At 53.9% G+C, this 17,924-nt stretch carries 16 protein-coding genes and 5 tRNA genes; 14 read left to right on the forward strand and 7 right to left on the reverse strand.

The window, feature by feature from the left end:
* Positions 1 to 60: 60 nt before the first annotated feature.
* The 11 genes from tolA (at position 61) to pnuC (ending at position 7,139) form a co-directional block, all read left to right on the forward strand.
* Entirely contained in the window at positions 61 to 1,266 is a 1,206-nt protein-coding gene (gene tolA, locus KGP26_RS08240) for a cell envelope integrity protein TolA (protein ID WP_024483138.1), read from the forward strand.
* Between the two features lie 133 nt (positions 1,267 to 1,399).
* Positions 1,400 to 2,692, forward strand: a complete 1,293-nt coding sequence (tolB, locus tag KGP26_RS08245; protein ID WP_021805258.1) for a Tol-Pal system beta propeller repeat protein TolB — start codon at positions 1,400 to 1,402, stop codon at positions 2,690 to 2,692.
* A 47-nt stretch (positions 2,693 to 2,739) separates the two neighbouring features.
* Positions 2,740 to 3,249, forward strand: a complete 510-nt coding sequence (pal, locus tag KGP26_RS08250; RefSeq protein WP_021805257.1) for a peptidoglycan-associated lipoprotein Pal — start codon at positions 2,740 to 2,742, stop codon at positions 3,247 to 3,249.
* 9 nt (positions 3,250 to 3,258) lie between these two features.
* The gene (gene cpoB, locus KGP26_RS08255) at positions 3,259 to 4,062 is read left to right on the forward strand and encodes a cell division protein CpoB (RefSeq protein ID WP_094982681.1); all 804 of its coding nucleotides are present in this window, start codon (positions 3,259 to 3,261) and stop codon (positions 4,060 to 4,062) included.
* 193 nt (positions 4,063 to 4,255) lie between these two features.
* Positions 4,256 to 4,331: transfer RNA gene (locus KGP26_RS08260), tRNA-Lys, on the forward strand.
* Between the two features lie 26 nt (positions 4,332 to 4,357).
* Positions 4,358 to 4,433: transfer RNA gene (locus tag KGP26_RS08265), tRNA-Val, on the forward strand.
* Between the two features lie 7 nt (positions 4,434 to 4,440).
* Positions 4,441 to 4,516 (forward strand) — tRNA-Lys (locus KGP26_RS08270).
* Between the two features lie 128 nt (positions 4,517 to 4,644).
* Positions 4,645 to 4,720: transfer RNA gene (locus KGP26_RS08275), tRNA-Lys, on the forward strand.
* A 30-nt stretch (positions 4,721 to 4,750) separates the two neighbouring features.
* A tRNA-Lys gene (locus tag KGP26_RS08280) sits at positions 4,751 to 4,826 on the forward strand.
* A gap of 495 nt (positions 4,827 to 5,321) precedes the next feature.
* Positions 5,322 to 6,383 carry a quinolinate synthase NadA gene (gene nadA, locus KGP26_RS08285; RefSeq protein ID WP_094982682.1) on the forward strand — a complete coding sequence of 354 codons (1,062 nt, stop codon included), beginning with the start codon at positions 5,322 to 5,324 and terminating at the stop codon, positions 6,381 to 6,383.
* 30 nt (positions 6,384 to 6,413) lie between these two features.
* The gene (pnuC, locus tag KGP26_RS08290) at positions 6,414 to 7,139 is read left to right on the forward strand and encodes a nicotinamide riboside transporter PnuC (RefSeq protein ID WP_115158778.1); all 726 of its coding nucleotides are present in this window, start codon (positions 6,414 to 6,416) and stop codon (positions 7,137 to 7,139) included.
* Between the two features lie 32 nt (positions 7,140 to 7,171).
* On the opposite strand, the gene zitB is transcribed toward pnuC, so the two are convergent.
* A complete protein-coding gene (zitB, locus tag KGP26_RS08295; protein ID WP_218519682.1) occupies positions 7,172 to 8,110 on the reverse strand; it encodes a CDF family zinc transporter ZitB in 939 nt (312 codons plus the stop codon).
* A 209-nt stretch (positions 8,111 to 8,319) separates the two neighbouring features.
* Here zitB and aroG point away from each other — a divergent pair, with 209 nt between their 5' ends.
* The 3 genes from aroG (at position 8,320) to KGP26_RS08310 (ending at position 11,966) form a co-directional block, all read left to right on the forward strand.
* Entirely contained in the window at positions 8,320 to 9,375 is a 1,056-nt protein-coding gene (gene aroG, locus KGP26_RS08300; RefSeq protein WP_094982683.1) for a 3-deoxy-7-phosphoheptulonate synthase AroG, read from the forward strand.
* A gap of 367 nt (positions 9,376 to 9,742) precedes the next feature.
* Positions 9,743 to 10,921 carry a YjgN family protein gene (locus KGP26_RS08305; protein WP_094982684.1) on the forward strand — a complete coding sequence of 393 codons (1,179 nt, stop codon included), beginning with the start codon at positions 9,743 to 9,745 and terminating at the stop codon, positions 10,919 to 10,921.
* Positions 10,922 to 10,931: 10 nt separating this feature from the next.
* The gene (locus KGP26_RS08310) at positions 10,932 to 11,966 is read left to right on the forward strand and encodes a M48 family metallopeptidase (protein WP_223665266.1); all 1,035 of its coding nucleotides are present in this window, start codon (positions 10,932 to 10,934) and stop codon (positions 11,964 to 11,966) included.
* Between the two features lie 52 nt (positions 11,967 to 12,018).
* Here KGP26_RS08310 and gpmA read toward each other — a convergent pair whose 3' ends face one another.
* The 6 genes from gpmA to KGP26_RS08340 form a co-directional block, all read right to left on the reverse strand.
* Positions 12,019 to 12,771 (reverse strand): 2,3-diphosphoglycerate-dependent phosphoglycerate mutase, encoded by a 753-nt coding sequence (gene gpmA / locus KGP26_RS08315; RefSeq protein WP_021180326.1) that lies wholly within the window; start codon positions 12,769 to 12,771, stop codon positions 12,019 to 12,021.
* 282 nt (positions 12,772 to 13,053) lie between these two features.
* On the reverse strand, positions 13,054 to 13,392 hold the full coding sequence (locus tag KGP26_RS08320; RefSeq protein ID WP_021805250.1) for a PsiF family protein: 339 nt from the start codon (positions 13,390 to 13,392) through the stop codon (positions 13,054 to 13,056).
* Positions 13,393 to 13,579: 187 nt separating this feature from the next.
* Positions 13,580 to 14,623 (reverse strand): galactose-1-epimerase, encoded by a 1,044-nt coding sequence (gene galM / locus KGP26_RS08325; protein ID WP_223665267.1) that lies wholly within the window; start codon positions 14,621 to 14,623, stop codon positions 13,580 to 13,582.
* Complete coding sequence (gene galK / locus KGP26_RS08330) at positions 14,617 to 15,768, reverse strand: galactokinase (RefSeq protein ID WP_223665268.1); 1,152 nt, start codon at positions 15,766 to 15,768, stop codon at positions 14,617 to 14,619. The genes galM and galK overlap by 7 nt, the downstream gene beginning before the upstream one ends.
* On the reverse strand, positions 15,768 to 16,817 hold the full coding sequence (galT, locus tag KGP26_RS08335) for a galactose-1-phosphate uridylyltransferase (protein WP_021180330.1): 1,050 nt from the start codon (positions 16,815 to 16,817) through the stop codon (positions 15,768 to 15,770). The genes galK and galT overlap by 1 nt, the downstream gene beginning before the upstream one ends.
* Positions 16,818 to 17,081: 264 nt before the next feature.
* The gene (locus tag KGP26_RS08340) at positions 17,082 to 17,900 is read right to left on the reverse strand and encodes a CPBP family intramembrane glutamic endopeptidase (RefSeq protein WP_021180331.1); all 819 of its coding nucleotides are present in this window, start codon (positions 17,898 to 17,900) and stop codon (positions 17,082 to 17,084) included.
* Positions 17,901 to 17,924 lie beyond the last annotated feature (24 nt).

Genomic DNA, 17,924 nt, shown 5'->3' on the forward strand with positions numbered 1-17,924 from the left:
CCCGGTTCCTGCCCTGTGGCGCAGGAACCCCGTTTAAGCAGCAGTTTTTGGGATTCTATTTTGGTAAAGGCAACTGAGCAAAATGATAAGCTGAACCGCTCCGTGATTGTATCGGTGGTTCTGCACATTCTATTGATTGCCCTGTTGATTTGGGGTTCGCTGTACGAAAATACTGAAATGAGTAGTGCAGGCGGCGGCGGTGATGGTTCCGTGGTCGGGGCCGTGATGGTCGATCCAGGGGCGGTGGTAGAGCAGTACAATCGCCAACAACAACAGAGCAGCGATGCACAGCGTGCAGAAAAGCAGCGCCAGAAGAAGGCGGAGCAGCAGGCTGAAGAGCTGCAGCAGAAGCAGGCGGCGGAACAGCAGCGCCTGAAAGAATTGGAACAAGAGCGTTTGGCCGCGCAGGAAAAAGCCGCGCAGGACGCCAAGGCACAGGCCGAACAGCAGAAGAAAGCTGCTGAACAGCAACAACAGGCCGCTGAGCAGCAGAAAGCAGCAGAAGCCGCTGCGGCGAAGGCCAAAGAACAACAGAAGGCAGCCGAGCAAGCTGCGGCGAAAGCCAAAGCCGAGGCGGATAAAATAGCCAAGGCGCAGGCAGACGCACAGAAGAAAGCCGAAGCGGAAGCCAAGAAAGAAGCTGCCGCTGCCGCCGCTGCTAAAAAGCAGGCGGAAGAGGCGAAGAAAGAAGCCGCCGCTGCCGCAGAACAGAAGGCTGCTGAAGCCGCAGAGAAGAAAGCCGCTGCTGACGCCGAGAAGAAAGCGGCCGCAGAAGAAGCGAAAAAAGCCGCCGCTGCCGAGAAGGCTGCTGCCGCCAAGAAAGCCGCAGATGCCAAGAAGAAGGCCGCAGCTGAAGCAGCTAAACAGTCTGCTGATGTAGATGATTTATTCGGTAGCTTGGCCGATGGCAAAAATGCGCCGAAAGGTGGCGGTGCCAAGGCTAAAGGTGACGGTAAACCGGCAGGGCAGGGTAATGCCAAAACTGCGGGGGCAAGCGGTGCCGAGATTAATGGTTACCTGGGGCAGATTACCGCCGCAATACAGAGCAAGTTTTACGATGCCGATCTTTACAAAGGAAGGACCTGCGATTTACGGATTAAATTGGCACCGGATGGCTTGTTGATTGATGTTAAGGCTGAAGGTGGGGATCCTGCCTTGTGTCAGGCCGCATTGGCGGCAGCTAAGCAGGCTCGTATTCCAAAGCCACCTAGCCAGGCGGTGTATGAGGCGTTTAAGAATGCTCCTCTTACATTTAAGCCTCAATAATGATTGTCTTAAACCGAGTTAAACGCATGGATGTACCAAGGTAACCAACAGGGAATATGTAGTGTTGTTGGCGTTGGTTTGTTAAAATTCTGCTAAATTATCGCAGGCATACCGCCTGGATAAGGGAGATGAGATGAAGCAGGCATTTCGAGTAGCGTTAGGTCTTATTGTTCTGTGGGCATCCGTGCTGCATGCGGAAGTTCGCATTGAAATCACCCAAGGGGTCGACTCCGCTCGCCCGATTGGCGTGGTGCCATTTAAATGGGCGGGCCCAGGCACGCCTCCGGAAGATGTTGGCCAGATCGTTGGTGCAGATCTCCGTAACAGTGGCAAATTCAACCCGATTGATGTGGCACGTATGCCGCAGCAACCTACCACCGCGTCTGAAGTGACGCCGGCGGCCTGGACTGCGCTGGGCATCGACGCCGTAGTGGTTGGCCAGGTTCAGCCTGGTGCCGACGGCAGCTATCTGGTTTCCTACCAGTTGGTCGATACTTCAGGTTCGCCTGGCACCGTATTGGCACAAAACCAGTTTAAAGTGACCAAACAGTGGCTGCGTTATGCGGCTCATACCGCCAGCGATGGCGTGTTTGAGAAGCTGACCGGTATCAAGGGCGCATTCCGTACCCGCATCGCTTACGTGGTGCAGACCAACGGCGGGAAATTCCCGTACGAACTGCGCGTATCGGATTACGACGGCTATAACCAGGTTCCAGTGCATCGTTCACCAGAGCCACTGATGTCACCGGCCTGGTCGCCGGATGGCAGCAAACTGGCCTACGTGACCTTTGAGAGCGGTAAATCAGCGCTGGTGATCCAGAACCTGTCTGATGGCGCAATCCGTCAGGTAGCTTCGTTCCCTCGTCACAACGGTGCACCTGCCTTCTCTCCAGACGGTAGCCGCCTGGCATTCGCGCTGTCCAAAAGTGGCAGTCTGAATCTGTATGTGATGAACCTGGGTTCTGGCCAAATCAGCCAGATCACCGATGGCCGTAGCAACAACACTGAACCGAGCTGGTTCCCAGATGGTCAATCTCTGGCTTATACCTCTGACCAGGGCGGTCGCCCACAGATTTATAAGGTTGGCGCTAACGGCGGCGCACCACAGCGTCTGACCTGGGAAGGTGCCCAGAATCAGGACTCTGATGTCAGCTTCGACGGTAAATTCCTGGTGATGGTGAGCTCCAACAATGGAGTTCAGCATATCGCCAAACAAGATCTTGGATCGGGAGCCGTTCAAATGTTAACGGACACGTTCCTGGATGAAACGCCTAGTATCGCACCAAACGGCACCATGGTGATCTATAGCTCCACGCAAGGTATGGGCTCCGTGCTGCAGTTGGTATCGACTGATGGGCGCTTCAAAGCGCGTCTTCCGGCAACCGATGGACAGGTCAAATTCCCTGCCTGGTCGCCGTATCTGTGATGCATGTTTAAAATATGTATGGCAAAAACTATAAAAGGATCAAAGAAATGCAACTGAACAAAGTGCTGAAAGGGCTTCTGCTGGCACTGCCAGTTCTGGCTGTAGCAGCTTGTAGTTCTAACAAAAGCGCTAATAACGATCAATCCGGTATGGGCGCTGGCACTGGTACAGAAAACGGCAGCAGCAACCTGTCTTCTGAAGAACAAGCACGTCTGCAGATGCAAGAACTGCAACGTAACAACATTGTTTACTTCGGCCTGGACAAATATGACGTCAGCTCTGAGTTCGCTCAGATGCTGGATGCGCATGCTGCTTTCCTGCGTAACAACCCATCCTACAAAGTGACTGTTGAAGGTCACGCGGATGAGCGCGGCACGCCAGAATACAACATCGCTCTGGGTGAGCGTCGTGCTAACGCAGTTAAAATGTACCTGCAAGGCAAAGGCGTTTCTGCTGACCAAATCTCTATCGTTTCTTACGGTAAAGAAAAACCAGCAGTACTGGGCCACGACGAAGCAGCCTATGCTAAAAACCGTCGTGCCGTTCTGGTTTACTAAGAGAATCGCATGAACAGTAACTTCAGACGTCACCTGTTGAGTCTGGCGTTACTGGTTGGCGTAGCGGTCCCATGGGCCGCTACTGCCCAAGCGCCAATCAGTAATGTCGGGTCCGGCTCGGTCGAAGACCGTGTCACATCACTTGAGCGTATCAGTAATGCTCAGGGCCAGCTTTTAAACCAACTCCAGCAACAACTCTCTGACAACCAACGCGATATCGATACGCTCCGTGGGCAGATCCAGGAAAGTCAGTATCAGTTGAATCAGGTGGTTGAACGCCAGAAACAGATCTATCAACAGATGGATAGCCTTAGCCAGGGTGGCGCACAGAATTCCGCTGGTGCAGCAGCGGGGGCCGCAGGTGGTACAGCCGCCGCGGCGTCCTCTGACGGCGCTGGCAGCTCCCCTGCGGGTGCGACAGCCGCTGCGGCTAGTACGGGCGATGAAAACAGCGACTACAACGCCGCTGTTTCACTGGCGCTGGAAAAAAAGCAGTATGACCAGGCGATCTCCGCTTTTCAGGCTTTCATAAAGCAGTATCCGAAATCCACTTACCTGCCTAATGCCAACTATTGGCTGGGCCAGTTGTACTACAACAAGGGTAAGAAGGAAGACGCGGCATACTATTATGCAGTGGTGGTTAAGAGTTACCCAAAATCACCCAAGGCGCCGGACGCGATGTATAAAGTTGGGGTGATCATGCAGGAAAAAGGGCAGGCTGATAAAGCCAAAGCCGTTTACCAGCAGGTGATCAAATCGTACCCGACCAGCGATGCGGCCAAGCAGGCCAAGAAACGCGAAGCGAGTTTATAAGTAAAAATCGAGCCCAGAAGTTAGTCGATTTGACCGAATTCTGGGCTCATTCGCGTGAAGAACAAGCAGTTGAACCTATTGCGCCAAAATTTAGGTTGCGCTGCTGAGATAAATTAGTAATATATGCCGCCGTTGCCAAGACAACTTGCAAGATGTTAAAGCAGCAAGGAAATTAGTAGTAAACCACGACAGTGGGTCGTTAGCTCAGTTGGTAGAGCAGTTGACTTTTAATCAATTGGTCGCAGGTTCGAATCCTGCACGACCCACCAATTTCTAAAGTAGTAACCACGACAGTGGGTGATTAGCTCAGTTGGTAGAGCATCTCCTTTACACGGAGGGGGTCGGCGGTTCGAGCCCGTCATCACCCACCACTACAGTGGGTCGTTAGCTCAGTTGGTAGAGCAGTTGACTTTTAATCAATTGGTCGCAGGTTCGAATCCTGCACGACCCACCAATTCTTAATGGGTTGGTAAAACTGGAATCGTGAAGGATGTTTAGTGGAATTAGTTCCATGTAAATCATCTATTTCGACAATACAGTCCTCCATTCTGTATTCATAGTTCAGAAGTAAACCACGTCAGTGGGTCGTTAGCTCAGTTGGTAGAGCAGTTGACTTTTAATCAATTGGTCGCAGGTTCGAATCCTGCACGACCCACCATTTTAAGATTTAGCAGTAAACCACATCAGTGGGTCGTTAGCTCAGTTGGTAGAGCAGTTGACTTTTAATCAATTGGTCGCAGGTTCGAATCCTGCACGACCCACCATCTTCAAGAATTCTCAATAATAAAATCCCAGCAATAAAATCGCATATCGCACCAGTCGTGCGGGTGAGATCCTGCGTTCAGGTTCGAGTCTCGCTTGCGAGACAACGGCGGCGGCCGGTCATCCTGCCAGACCCACCATCTTAAAAATTCCAAAGCACTAACTCCAAACTCCAGCACGTCATATCGCACCAGTCGTGCGGGTGAGATCCTGCGCTCAGGTTCGAGTCTCGCTTGCGAGACAACGGCGGTGGCCGGTCATCCTGCCAGACCCACTCTCCTATAAATCACTGCACCTAGCCGTTATCTTTTGAGCTCAAAGCTTCTCATTTCAACCAAAATTTCAGCCCATTAAACAAATCTATCCATAGAAAGAAATGTTAAGCGACTTTTAGTCAAAAATTAGGTATTTTGTTTAGTATATAAAACGAGGCGGTTGAGCAAGCGGCAGGATACGGCCTAAAAGCAGACCCACAGCCTAGCATAGAGATAACAGTGATGAGTGAAATGTTTGATGTCAATGCGGCGATATACCCATTCCCGCCGAAACCGGTGCCGTTAGACGTCGCAGAGAAGGCTTTTTATCGGCAGAAGATCAAAACCTTGCTCAAGCAGCGTGATGCGGTCCTGGTGGCTCATTACTATACCGATCCCGAAATCCAGGCGCTGGCCGAAGAGACGGGTGGCTGCGTCGCCGATTCACTGGAGATGGCACGTTTCGGTAGCCAACATCCTGCGTCGACATTGCTGGTTGCTGGCGTGCGTTTTATGGGGGAGACGGCCAAAATCCTTAGCCCAGAAAAACAGGTGTTGATGCCAACGCTGCATGCCGAGTGCTCTCTGGACCTCGGTTGTCCCGAGGCGGAGTTCGCCGCGTTCTGCGATAGCCATCCAGATCGGACCGTGGTGGTTTACGCCAATACCTCAGCAGCCGTCAAAGCGCGGGCCGATTGGGTGGTCACTTCCAGCATTGCCGTTGAGCTGATTGAACATCTCGATAGCCTGGGGGAGAAAATCATCTGGGCGCCGGATCGCCATCTGGGCAACTATGTGCAGAAGCAGACCGGGGCAGACGTGCTGTGCTGGCAGGGGGCCTGTATCGTCCATGACGAGTTTAAAACCCAGGCGCTGATACGTATGAAAGCCTTATACCCGGAGGCTGCGATTCTGGTGCATCCAGAGTCACCGCAGGCGATCGTCGATCTGGCTGATGCCGTCGGTTCGACCAGCCAACTGATCCAGGCGGCGGTAACCTTGCCCAACCGGCAACTGATCGTGGCCACCGATCGCGGTATTTTCTACAAGATGCAGCAAGCTTGTCCGGATAAAGAACTGTTTGAAGCTCCTACTGCCGGTGAGGGGGCCACCTGTCGTAGCTGTGCCCACTGCCCGTGGATGGCGATGAACGGCCTGAAGGCTATTGCCGAAGGGCTGCAACAAGGGGGCTCACAGCATGAGATTTTTGTTGATGGCGCACTGCGTGACAAGGCGCTGATCCCGCTCAACCGCATGCTGGACTTTGCAGCGCAGTTGAAAATGCAGGTTAAAGGCAACGCCTGAATCCAGGCTTACGTTTTTTAAGGAATATACATGAGCTTTTTCAGCACCGGCAATATTTTGGTCCATATTCCGATTGGCGCAGGGGGTTATGACCTGTCGTGGATTGAGGCCATCGGCACGCTGTTTGGTTTACTCTGTATCTGGTATGCCAGCAAAGAGAAAATCATCAACTATCTGTTTGGCCTGATCAACGTCACGCTGTTTGCGGTGATCTTCTTTCAGATCCAGCTGTACGCCAGCCTGTTGTTGCAGCTGTTTTTCTTCGTGGCCAATATTTACGGCTGGTACGCCTGGAGCCGCCAGACGCAGGATAATCAGGCCGAATTGCAGATCCGTTGGTTACCGCTGCCTAAAGCATTGGCATGGGGGGCGGTGTGCGTGGTTGGTATTGCGTTGATGACGTTTAATATCGACCGGGTGTTTGCCTATCTGACGCAAATTGCGGTGGCGGTGATGCAGGGGCTGGGTCTTAACGTACAGATGCCAGAACTGCAACCGGATGCTTTCCCGTTCTGGGATTCAGCCATGATGGTACTGTCTATCGTCGCCATGATCCTGATGACGCGCAAGTACGTCGAAAACTGGCTACTGTGGGTAGTGATTGATGTGATCAGCGTGGCGATCTTTGCTTACCAGGGCGTGTACGCCATGGCGCTGGAATACGTCATTTTGACGCTGATTGCTCTCAATGGCTCCTGGCTATGGGTACGCAGCGCCGCGAAGAATCACTCCCAACCTCTTTCTTCAGCACCTTGATACGTCAGGGGCGTAACCAGCGCCCCTGGATGTTAATGATGATGCCCCAGATGGCTGGAGTGTGAGTGGTCACTCGCAATACCACAGTCAGGGGTATCACAATGCTGGTACTCCATCTGGATCGTCGCATGGCCAATCTGGTAATGCTCCAGCAAATAGGCCTGGATGCGACGTAACAGCCCGTCATGATCGTGTGGCGGGATCACTTGGGCGTGGAGCGTCATCAGCTTTTGCTCGCCAATCTGCCAGACATGCACGTGATGGATGTTACGGACTTCCGGAATATTCAGGCACAGATCCTTTTGCAGCTTATTGATATCTACCTCCTGCGGTGTTCCCTCCAGCAGTTCATGGAAACTCTCCTTCAGCAGGCGCCAGGCGCTGCGCAATACCAGGCAGGAAACCAGGACCGAGAGTATCGGATCGATGGGGGTCCAGCCGGTAGTCAGAATGATGATGGCTGCAGCGATCGCCCCGACTGAGCCGAGCAGGTCCCCAAGAACATGTAGAGCGGCGGCACGCACATTGATATTTTTCTCTTCATTGCCGCGGTGCAGCAGCCAGAAGGCGAACAGGTTAGCCAGCAGACCTGCTACGGCGATCACCAGCATTGGGGTACCCATCACTGGCTGTGGGTCGAAGAAACGCCGTACGGCCTCCCACAGGATGAATACGACGATCAGCAGTAATGCGGCAGCATTGATAAAGGCGGCCAATGTGGTTAGGCGCAGATAGCCAAAAGTATGGCGGGCGTTGGGTTTGCGCTGTGAGAAGTGCACCGCCATCAGGGCGACGAGCAGGGCTGCGGAATCCGTCAGCATATGCCCGGCGTCTGCCAGCAGCGCCAGTGAGCCAGAAAGCAACCCGCCCACGGCCTCGACAACCATGAAGAGGGTGGTGACTAAAAATGCGGCTAGTAGGCGCTTACTGTTGCCGTCTTTAGGTTGATGGACATGGGAAGCTCCAGTCATTACTTATCCTTATTGCAAAGTTTGTCGGGTGCCAAAGTCCAATCTTGGCCGTTACTTAGCTCATTATAGGCTGCCCTGGTAGAGAGCTGAATATTTGCCGATGGTGATTATGGGATCTAAAGGTGATTTACAGCGCAAGCCTCACAAGCTAGATTGGTGAAATCTACTCTACGCGCTGTGCGATACACCCGATACCGAATGGAAAAGTGATGAATTACCAAAACGACGACTTACGCATTAAAGAAATCAAGGAACTCCTGCCGCCGGTGGCCCTGTTGGAAAAGTTTCCGGCTTCGGCTCAGGCAGCAGAGACGGTGTCACTGGCTCGCCAATCGATCCACAACATCCTGCGTGGCAATGACGATCGCCTGTTGGTGGTGATTGGGCCTTGTTCCATTCACGATACCAAAGCGGCGAAAGAGTATGCCGCGCGCCTGATGACCCTGCGCCAGGAGCTCAGTGGTGAGCTGGAAGTAGTGATGCGCGTCTATTTCGAAAAACCACGTACCACCGTTGGCTGGAAAGGGCTGATCAACGATCCGCAAATGGATAACAGCTTCCAGATTAACGAAGGCCTGCGCCTGGCGCGTAAGCTGCTGTTGGATATCAATGACGGCGGTTTGCCTGCTGCGGGCGAGTTCCTGGATATGATCACTCCGCAATACCTGGCAGATTTGATGAGCTGGGGAGCGATCGGCGCACGCACCACGGAATCCCAGGTGCATCGTGAACTGGCCTCTGGCCTGTCTTGCCCGGTGGGCTTCAAAAACGGCACCGACGGCACCATCAAGGTCGCGATCGATGCTATCAATGCCGCTGGCGCACCGCACTGTTTCCTGTCCGTCACCAAATGGGGTCATTCCGCGATTGTTAACACCAGCGGCAATGGCGACTGCCACATTATTCTGCGTGGCGGCAAAGAGCCAAACTACAGCGCGGCCCATGTGAAAGAAGTGAAAGAGGGGCTGGCCAAAGCGGGCTTACCTGCACAGGTGATGATCGACTTCAGCCACGCCAACAGCAGCAAGCAGTTTAAAAAACAGCTGGAGGTGAACGCGGACGTTTGCCAGCAGCTGCGTGGTGGTGAAAAAGCCATTATCGGGGTGATGATCGAAAGCCACCTGGTGGAAGGAAATCAAAGCCTGGAAAGCGGCGAGCCGCTGGTTTACGGCAAAAGCGTGACCGATGCCTGCATTGGCTGGGAAGATACCGAAACCGTACTGCGCGATCTGGCCGCAGCGGTGAAGGCGCGCCGTAGCCGATAAGCTACCCGTGTTTGTGGCCCTGCAGCATTGCTGCGGGGCCCAACCCTTAGGGTGATTTTAAGAATTGACTCCTGCAACAATAACGCCAGAATAAAATCTGACATTATACTAATTTCGTAGAGCTTTCCTCGTTCCGTTGGGCCTTTTTTGATGATAATAAGTTGGTATTACCGCCCATAATTTTTATTTCCAGGAAACATCTTATTTGTCCGCCGCTGTTTTTCATCTCGCGTAACTGTTACTAGTCAAACACAATTTGCTCTTGCCGCACGGTATGATTATGATGATGCGTTTTTTACAACCAAAATACCCAATCTAAAAATAAGGGCATGATGGTGAATGACTTTAATTTCAGGATGAATAGCTGATGGAAAACAATAGTTCTCGGCATCAAATTTATTTTCGTGGTACGGGTGGGGAGTATTTCGCAATCTGGTTGGTTAACATATTACTGACGGCTATTACGTTGGGAATATACTCAGCCTGGGCAACGGTGCGCCGTCGTCGTTATTTTTATGGCAATACCGAATTGAATGGCGACCGCTTTGATTACCACGCGCAGCCAATGCAAATCCTCAAGGGCCGTCTGCTGGTGATCGGCGCCGTGATCCTGTTCTATATTCTTTTATTTATCAGCCCATTGCTTGGCATGATTGCCATGCTGGCACTCCTTGCGTTGATCCCTTGGATTATCATCCGTAGCTGGCGTTATAACGCTATTATGTCTAGCTATCGTGGTGTTCGCTTCAATTACTTATGCCAGACCGGGCGTGCCTACTGGGTATTACTGTTCTGCCCGATACTGCTAGTGATTGGCCTGTATGCGGTTATGATCGTATTAGGTTTGATTGGCAGCAGTCTGGGCAGCCCGACTGCGATCCTTGTGCTGGCAGCTATTACGGTCATCCTGTTTGTACCGATGCTGGCCGCTATCAATGGTATCCTGGCTACCCTGCAACATGATCTGTATGTGAACAACCTGCGTTTTGGTACTTCACCTTTTGTGGCCGAATTCAAGAAAGCAGAGTTCATTAAGATTGCACTGTTCAGCCTGCTGATCTTCTTGCCATTCCTGGTCATCGCCTTGGTCCTGGTTGGCTCGTTCTTTGTCAGCTTATTCCAAATGGCGTTGTTTGGCGGTATGTCCGATGCAATGCTGCAAGCCCAGATGGCAAATAATATTGGTAGCCTGTTCATGATGATGTTGGTGCTGTTGCTAGGTGTGATGGTTTCCAGCAGTTATATGGTTGTCGCTCAGCGTAACTACGTGTTCAACCAAACCACCTTGCAAGGTGAGGTTAAACTGCGTTCTTCCATGCAGACTCTGCCGTATATGGGATTGTTGATCACCAACAGCCTGATCACCGTGTTCTCATTGGGCCTTGCAGCTCCGGTGGCACACGTACGTCATGCTCGCTATATTGCTGAGTCAACCCAGGTTGAAGGCGATCTGTCGCTGTTGTCGGTACAGGCTCATCACGATACGGCCAATACCGCTATCGCTGAAGAAGCCGTACAGGCGCTCGATCTGGGCACCAGTTTTTGAGTAAAGACTGATGATCCTTGAAGGACACTATCAGTGCCCTGGCCGGGCCGCCCAACAGGCGGCCCGGCTGCTGTTAAACGATATGGGCGATGGGGTAACGCTGCAATATGATGGCGAGCATCGCTATTTTTCGTTAGCGCAAATTACCGTATCCGAGTCATTGGGACGCATTCCTCTGACGCTGACCTTTCCAGACGGTGGCCGGTTTGTACCCGCCAATGATGCGTCATTCCGCCAGTGGTTTTATCAACGCCGTTCACCGGGGTTGGTGCACCGCTTAGAGCGTTATAAGCGTGGCGTGTTGCTGACGTTGTTGCTAACCGTCCTGTTGACCCTGGCCTATGTTTTCCTGGTTCTCCCCTGGGCGAGCAGTGAAATCGCCATGCGCATTCCTACCGCGGCCGAACAGAAGCTGGGTAAACATACGCTCGATTTCCTGCAAACCAGTGGCTTCAAGCCGTCGCAATTGCCTGCCGAGAAACAGCAGGCGATACAGAAGCTATTCTTGCAGGTGATGCCGGAGCAGATGCGGCACGAGCGCACTCCGCTCAAATTGAAATTACTGGCGGTGCCAGAGGTTGCCAATGCGTTCATGTTACCTGACGGGACTTTGGTGATCACCGACGATTTTGCCAAGTTGGCGACCAATGAAGACGGCCTGGTCGCGGTGATGCTCCATGAAATGGGACATCATGCGTACCGTCATCCTATGCGCATGGTGGTGCGTTCATCCCTGGTGGCACTGACGTTTATGTGGATGACCGGCGATGTCAGCGGCATCGGCGATACTTTGCTGCAATCGGCCTCATTTATGCATGAAATGCAGTTCTCCCGCAGCGTGGAGCGTGAGGCAGACGACTGGGCAATCGCGGAAATGCAGCGCCAGGGGCGTTCGTTATTGGCGATGGAAGATCTTTACCGCGCATTGCAGCAGGCGGCAAGCACGTCAACCGTGGCACTGGAGGTGCCGGAGTGGTTAAGCACTCATCCAGAGATGCAGGCGCGTTTGCAGGCTATCGAAGCAGCGAGGATCAAAGAGCAATAAAAAAAGCCCCCGGCTCAACACCGGGGGCTTGTTGCATTTCAGAGGCGAAATCTTACTTCGCTTTACCCTGGTTGGCGACGGCCGCAGCTTTGGCTGCGATCTCATCGGCATTACCCAGGTAGTAACGTTTGATTGGCTTGAAGTTCTCATCGAACTCATACACCAACGGCACGCCGGTTGGGATATTCAGCTCGAGGATCTCGTCTTCGCTCAGGTTATCCAGATATTTCACCAGTGCACGCAGGGAGTTACCGTGAGCCGCGACGATCACGCGCTCACCGCTCTTGATGCGTGGCAGGATCTCTTCGTCCCAGTAAGGGATAACGCGATCGATGGTCAACGCGAGGCTTTCGGTCAGCGGCAACTCTTTTTCGCTCAGCGCTGAGTAACGCGGATCGTGGCCCGGGTAGCGCTCATCTTCTTTGGTCAGCTCTGGGGGCGTGACTGCGAAGCCGCGACGCCATTGTTTGACCTGCTCGTCACCGTATTTTTCTGCGGTTTCAGCCTTGTTCAGACCCTGCAGCGCGCCGTAATGGCGTTCGTTCAGCTTCCAGGACTTTTCGGTAGGCAACCAGGCCTGGTCCAACTCATCCAGAATGTTCCACAGAGTGTGGATAGCACGCTTCAGTACGGAGGTGTAAGCGAAATCGAAAGAGAAACCTTCGTCTTTCAACAGCTTGCCCGCTGCTTTTGCTTCGGTACGGCCTTTGTCGGACAGATCGACATCATACCAACCGGTGAAGCGGTTTTCGTTGTTCCACTGGCTTTCGCCGTGGCGCACCAGAACCAGCTTAGTTACAGCCATAGCTTAACTCCTTAATAATCTGAAGGTTTAATGATAACGAATATCATTATATTCTGCTGCTACTTACTCGGCAATCGATATACCCGTGAATATATCCACTAAAAGTCGAGGGTTTCGTACGACGTGCGACATTGTCTAACCCTTACTGCCACTAGGCATAGTGTTAACCATAGCCAATTTTTGGCCGCAAGGTAAGAGGGGCGCAAAGGAAAAAGCTGAATCGTTCAGGCTGGTCGAAGGGCGCGAACGAGAGCTATTCATCCGCGCCACAGCGTTAATGTATCAGGAGGTTTTTTTCAGGCAGCTACTCATAAAGGTTTTACGCTCGTCACCTTTCAGGCTCTTTTTAGCGGCGTCGGCATTACAGTCTTTCATCTTCTGCTGCTGTGGTGTCAGGGCCTTCTCGGTATGGTGGCCTTCGGCCTTCAGGCAGGTGCTCATGAAGGTGGTACGGTCAGAACCTTTCAGCGATTGGGTGGTAGCCTGTTGATTACAATCGGTCATGCGTTTTTGCTGGGCAGCCTGCGCCGGAGAAGGCGTTTTTGCTGCGGTGTCGGCAGCCATCAGGTTGGTGCTCAGCAATAAACCTGCCAGTAATGGAAGTGCAGTAATCAGACGCATTAGGTGTTCCTTCAGCTATTGAACGGCCAGCAGGCCGAAAATTGTGATATCACTCACGGGCTTGTGTATACCACGGTAGCCTGATTCTAGTGCGGGGTTGGCAATAAGGAAAGGTAACGGCCTGGGGGTGCAATGTAAGCAATTATAACAATCACGCCCCTTACCGCATGACAAGGGGCGTGGCGGCTCAGATAGGAATAAGCTGATAGTGCGTTGCGCTCTGATAACGCTGCCCAGGCTGTAGCCAACAGTCCGGCTGTGGCCATTCTGGGTGGTTCGGGCTGTCCGGTAGGAACTCGCTTTCCAGCGCTATGCCGGCGTAATTTTGGTAGCTACTGCCGTCGCGCGCCGGTGTGCCACCCAAATAATTACCGCTGTAGAGCTGGAGCGCTGGCGCGGTGGTGAACACCGTCATCGCGACCTTGCCGTCGGCAGACCACAGGTGAGCCGCCGGGCTTGCCAACCCGTGGCAGGTATCGTGTAACAGGTAAGCATGGTCGTAACCCTTAACCCGTTGCTGATCGCGGTCGCGTAATAAATCTTGCTGCAGGGTTTTCGGCTGGCGGAAATCCATCCCGGTTCCTGCAACCGCCGTCAGTTCGGCACTGGGGATGCCATCGCCGTCCACGGGCAGATAACGGTCGGCGAACAGTTGTAAGCGCTGTTGTCGGGCGTCGTGGCCTGCGCCATCCAGATTGAAATAAGCATGGTTGGTCAGATTGACCGGGCAGGCGCGATCGGTCTGTGCCTGATACTCAATCTCCAGCCGGTGATCGGCGGTGAGTCGATAAGTCAGCGTCACGTCGAGGTTGCCAGGGAAGCCCTGGTCACCGTCTGGCGAATGGAGTTGATAAACCACCTGCTGCTCATCCTGCTTTACTATCTGCCAGCGGCGAGCGTGGAAGCCGTTTGGCCCGCCGTGCAGTTGATGCTCCCCTTGATTAGCGATCAGTGGGTGTGGCTTGCCATCGATGTTTAGGCTGGCATGTGCAATACGGTTGGCATAGCGCCCGACCGTGGCCCCCAGATAGGCCCCCTGGTGCAGATAGTCCTGCGGGGTTTGGCATCCCAGCAGCAGCTCACGTTGCTCCCCTGATTTCAACGGTAGCAAGGCGGAAAGCCAGGTTGCGCCCCAATCCATCAACGTGACCGTCATTCCCGCGGCATTTTTCAGGGTGGTGAGAATAAAGGGCTGGCCGTCTGGGGCAACGGCGGAGTTATCACTCAGCATAGACCGGATCCTTGTGAAGCTTTGCAGACGTAGAAGGTTTCTTGCAGGCCGTTGGTTCGCAGTGGATATTCGCGGGCTACCGCCGTACGTACCGACTCTACCAGATCCTGCGGCATCAAGGCCACGATGCACCCCCCAAAGCCCCCTCCGGTCATACGCACACCGCCACGATCGCCAATGACCTCTTTCACAATCTCGACCAGCGTATCGATAGGGGGCACGGTAATTTCAAAATCATCACGCATCGACGCGTGTGATTCAGCCATCAGTTTGCCCATCAGCTTCAGGTTGCCAGCGGCCAAGGCATCGGCAGCGGCCAGGGTGCGATCGTTTTCGGTGATCACATGGCGCGCCCGTTTGGCCACGATCGGATCCAGTTCGTGCAGGATCGGGAAGAACAGATCCGGGCTGACGTCGCGCAGCGCCTTGACGCCGAAGAAGCGAGCCGCCGCTTCGCACTGTTGCCGGCGGGTGTTGTATTCGCTGTCGACCAGGCCGCGTTTGACGTTGGAGTTGATGATCACCACGGCGACATCGGCTGGCATTGGCACCGCCCGAGTTTCCAAAGAGCGGCAGTCGATCAGCAGGGCGTGATCTTTCTTGCCCAACGCAGAAATCAGCTGATCCATAATGCCGCAGTTGCAGCCGACAAACTGGTTTTCCGCTTCCTGGCCATTCAGCGCCAGCGCTACGCCGTCCAACGGCAATTGATAGAGCGCCTGCAACACCTGCCCGACGGCCACTTCCAGTGAGGCGGAAGAGCTGAGCCCGGCGCCCTGCGGGACGTTGCCGCTGATCACCAGATCGGCACCGCCAAAATTGGCATCGCGGGTCTGCAGGTGTTTCACCACGCCGCGCACATAGTCGGCCCAGCGCAGATTGGCGTGGCTGAAGATAGGCTCATCCAGCGAAAACTGATCCTGCTGGTTCTCGTAATCGGCGGCCAATACGCGGATCTGGCGATCGTTACGTGGAGCCCCGCTGATCACGGTTTGATAATCAATGGCGCAGGGCAGGACGAAGCCGTCGTTGTAATCGGTGTGTTCGCCGATCAGATTGACTCGTCCCGGAGCCTGGATCGTCAGGGTGGGTGCGTAGCCAAAGTGTTCGGTAAACAGGGCTTGGGTAAGTTGCTTCAGACTCATTATTTCACTCCGGCTTCGCGGTAATGGATATCACTGACCGCACGCAGGCGTTCAGCGGCTTGTTCTGCGGTGAGGTCGCGTTGGGTTTCCGCCAGCATTTCATAGCCCACCATAAATTTACGCACCGTGGCGCTGCGCAGTAACGGCGGGTAGAAGTGGGCATGCAGTTGCCAGTGGCGGTTATCGGCCTGGTTGAAGGGCGCGCCGTGCCAGCCCATGGAGTAAGGGAAAGAGCATTGGAACAGGTTGTCATAGCGGCTGGTGAGTTTCTTCAGCGCAATGGCCAGATCGCGGCTTTGTGCTGCACTAAGGTCGGTCAGGCGCTGTACCGGCGCTTTTGGCAGCAACAGCGTTTCAAACGGCCAGGCTGCCCAGTAAGGGACAACCGCCAACCAGTGCTCGGTTTCCACCACCGTACGGCTGCCGTCGGCCTGCTCGCGCTGAGCATAGTCCACCAGCATGGCGGACTGATGCTGGCTGAAATACTCCTGTTGCAGGCGATCTTCTCGTTCGGCTTCATTCGGCAAGAAGCTGTTGGCCCATACCTGACCATGCGGGTGAGGATTGGAACAGCCCATCGCGGCCCCTTTATTTTCAAACACCTGTACCCAGGGGTAGCTGCGCCCCAGATCGGCGGTCTGTTCCTGCCAGGTGGCGATCACCTGTTCCAGTGCGGGTAGCGTCAGCTGCGGTAGCGTTTTACTGTGATCGGGGGAGAAGCAGATCACCCGGCTGGTGCCACGGGCGCTTTGGCAACGCATCAGCGGATCGTCACTTTCCGGCGCCTGCGGGGTATCTTGCATCAGGGCGGCAAAATCATTGGTGAACACGTAGGTGCCTGGATAGTCAGGGTTTTTATCACCGGTTACGCGCGTGTTGCCGGGGCAAAGGAAGCAGTCGGGATCGTGTGCTGGCAGTGTTTCCTGAGCGGGGGATTCCTGTTGGCCCTGCCACGGGCGTTTGGCCCGGTGCGGAGATACCAGCACCCATTGCCCGGTAAGGGGATTAAAACGGCGATGTGGATGATCGATAGGATTGAAATCAGGCATTGCGCTTCCTTTATCTAGCGACGGGGCTAATTGTAATCGCTTTCACCTGCTGCGTGACCGACTATAGCCGAGTGCATTTTGGAAAATAATGGCTAGAAGATAGCACGGCCGCGGTGAGAAAAAGGTGATCTAGCGCGAAAAATGGAATCGCTTACATCGATTGAGGCTTTAATTCGGTTGAGGTAGGCAAGGCAGCAGGGTGGGTTAAGTGGTAGCGATTACACTGGACAGGCCGGCAGAGAACTCTGCCGGCCTGGAGGGGGACTAATATTGGTAAGCCGGGTAGGTAAAGAACAGCAAATGGACCAGATTTAGCCCAAAGTGGAAGAGAATGGGCACCCACAGACGGCCGCTCCACATCCAGGCCAGGCCATAAATCACCCCTGCCAGCGTGGCAAATGCCACCATCAACATGCCACCGGCAAAGTGAGCGGCTCCAAACAGCAGGGCGGTGATAATCAGTGCCGGATAGGCACCCAGCCACTGGCGCAGACGCTGCTGCAAATAGCCACGGAACAGCGCTTCTTCGGCCATCGAAACAAAAAACAGGTTGGCCATAATGAAGGCCAGGATCCAGGAGGGTAGATGCAGCTCAACTTTCAGCCCACCGAGCGCCACCGCCAACAGCAGCACCGCAGGTATGCAGAGCACCAGGATCAGCCAGGCGCTGACGCCTACTTGTTTGTCAGGCTTGCCCGCGTTAAATAGCGTTGGCAGGCAGGCTAACAGCAGAAAGGGGACCAGTGCCTTATCGAAGTTGTAATACATGGAATACAGCGAGCTCATCGGGCCCACTTTGACCTGATCGACCATCAATTGGTTATTGAAGCCCGGTATCAGGTGATAAAACAGAGCGATTGAGCAGGCGACTAAAAATACTTCCAGCGCTAGCGCGATGCTGCGCTGCTGGCGATAGTGTTGATGAAGCCAGATGGCAATGGCGATAACCGCCAGATAGCCCAGCCCGACGGGCGTCAGGACATGATGGTAAACCCCCATTGCAGCAGCCGCCGCCAATACTACTGAGGCAATCAGCCGGTTAAATGGCAAAAAAAACAACGAAGCCGAAAGTACGCCCCACATAATAGCTATCCCTTTAAATAGATA

Source organism: Serratia sp. JSRIV002 (genome assembly GCF_019968725.1).
In the GTDB taxonomy this organism is placed as follows: domain Bacteria; phylum Pseudomonadota; class Gammaproteobacteria; order Enterobacterales; family Enterobacteriaceae; genus Chania; species Chania fonticola_B.

Excerpts from the sequence above, each read along its gene's own strand:
- galK (WP_223665268.1), bottom strand. The coding sequence starts at position 15,768 with ATGAGTCTGAAGCAACTTACCCAAGCCCTGTTTACCGAACACTTTGGC.
- cpoB (WP_094982681.1), top strand. The coding sequence starts at position 3,259 with ATGAACAGTAACTTCAGACGTCACCTGTTGAGTCTGGCGTTACTGGTT.
- zitB (WP_218519682.1), bottom strand. The coding sequence starts at position 8,110 with ATGACTGGAGCTTCCCATGTCCATCAACCTAAAGACGGCAACAGTAAG.
- galT (WP_021180330.1), bottom strand. The coding sequence starts at position 16,817 with ATGCCTGATTTCAATCCTATCGATCATCCACATCGCCGTTTTAATCCC.
- KGP26_RS08320 (WP_021805250.1), bottom strand. The coding sequence starts at position 13,392 with ATGCGTCTGATTACTGCACTTCCATTACTGGCAGGTTTATTGCTGAGC.
- gpmA (WP_021180326.1), bottom strand. The coding sequence starts at position 12,771 with ATGGCTGTAACTAAGCTGGTTCTGGTGCGCCACGGCGAAAGCCAGTGG.
- KGP26_RS08310 (WP_223665266.1), top strand. The coding sequence starts at position 10,932 with ATGATCCTTGAAGGACACTATCAGTGCCCTGGCCGGGCCGCCCAACAG.
- KGP26_RS08305 (WP_094982684.1), top strand. The coding sequence starts at position 9,743 with ATGGAAAACAATAGTTCTCGGCATCAAATTTATTTTCGTGGTACGGGT.
- aroG (WP_094982683.1), top strand. The coding sequence starts at position 8,320 with ATGAATTACCAAAACGACGACTTACGCATTAAAGAAATCAAGGAACTC.
- galM (WP_223665267.1), bottom strand. The coding sequence starts at position 14,623 with ATGCTGAGTGATAACTCCGCCGTTGCCCCAGACGGCCAGCCCTTTATT.
- nadA (WP_094982682.1), top strand. The coding sequence starts at position 5,322 with ATGAGTGAAATGTTTGATGTCAATGCGGCGATATACCCATTCCCGCCG.
- pnuC (WP_115158778.1), top strand. The coding sequence starts at position 6,414 with ATGAGCTTTTTCAGCACCGGCAATATTTTGGTCCATATTCCGATTGGC.
- pal (WP_021805257.1), top strand. The coding sequence starts at position 2,740 with ATGCAACTGAACAAAGTGCTGAAAGGGCTTCTGCTGGCACTGCCAGTT.
- tolB (WP_021805258.1), top strand. The coding sequence starts at position 1,400 with ATGAAGCAGGCATTTCGAGTAGCGTTAGGTCTTATTGTTCTGTGGGCA.
- KGP26_RS08340 (WP_021180331.1), bottom strand. The coding sequence starts at position 17,900 with ATGTGGGGCGTACTTTCGGCTTCGTTGTTTTTTTTGCCATTTAACCGG.